Below are 955 nucleotides of genomic sequence, written 5' to 3' on the forward strand. Positions count from 1 at the left end.
CCGCCGACAGCCCCGCCGACGGCCTCCCGGAGGGCCTCGTCGATGGCGACGGTACGCGGCACCATCACCTCCCCGCAGGCCCGTACCATCTCAAACTCAAGCCGCGCCCCCACCCCCGCGGCGGGACACCACCGCGCACCCACTCGACAACGCCCCGTTCGTCGGCGCGCAGAAACATCATCGCTGTCGGATCGTCGAACCGGTCGACAGCGATGCGCCCGTGCGCGACGGCCCGCCCCTGGCACACCAGCACCGCGGTCCGGCTCGCACCCCCGTGACCGCCCATGGGCCGATGTCCCCGCACTCTTCCACGATTGCATGCCACTACCGCAGGGGCACCCACAGGCAAGAAGGTGATCATCGGCCCGTCGTGCTCGCCATCGGCGGCCATGCCCGGGTGAGCGTGCTGGAAGCCGTGCACATCCACCTCGGCCTCCACCTCGGCCTCGGGCTCCCCGTCCCGCGCGCCCCACGACGGCAGGCCGTTCACCGAAAGTGTCGATGCTTGCGGCGAAGCAGGCGGCAGCGTGAATCGCGTGCACGACAACGCTGCCTCCGTACCCACTACAGTAGGCCGTCCATTGCCAATACACCCTGGTCACAGGGGGCGCGCCAGCATGCCCACCGAAGAGACCCACACCGGGTCCGGATGGCAGGATCACTCCAGGAGACCGTCGGCGTTCTCCCACCGTTACGTTCGTCGTTCCCGTCCCGCGCACCGTCTCCCCGGAAAGGGGCCAACACCCTGATGGCCGAGGAGTCCCCCCGTCGCAGCATCGAGTCCTGGGCACACGACCTGCCCGTGAGCTTCGTGGAATGCCGCACCATGGGACACCGCTGGCAGCCCCACAGCGCCACCTGGGACCGTGAGGCCCGCGCCTACCACGTCATCCACTCCTGTGACCGCTGCCGCACCCAGCGCAAAGCCTGGTGGACCCGCAACGGCGAGGTCACC

The 955-nt window shown here is 69.7% G+C and carries 1 pseudogene; it reads left to right on the forward strand.

The annotated features are described in order from the left end of the window. Positions 1-649: 649 nt before the first annotated feature. Positions 650-955: pseudogene (locus AC08ON_RS16510) on the forward strand (hypothetical protein); the annotation flags it as partial.

The sequence above is a fragment of the Frankia sp. CoWAU3 genome, assembly GCF_977971855.1.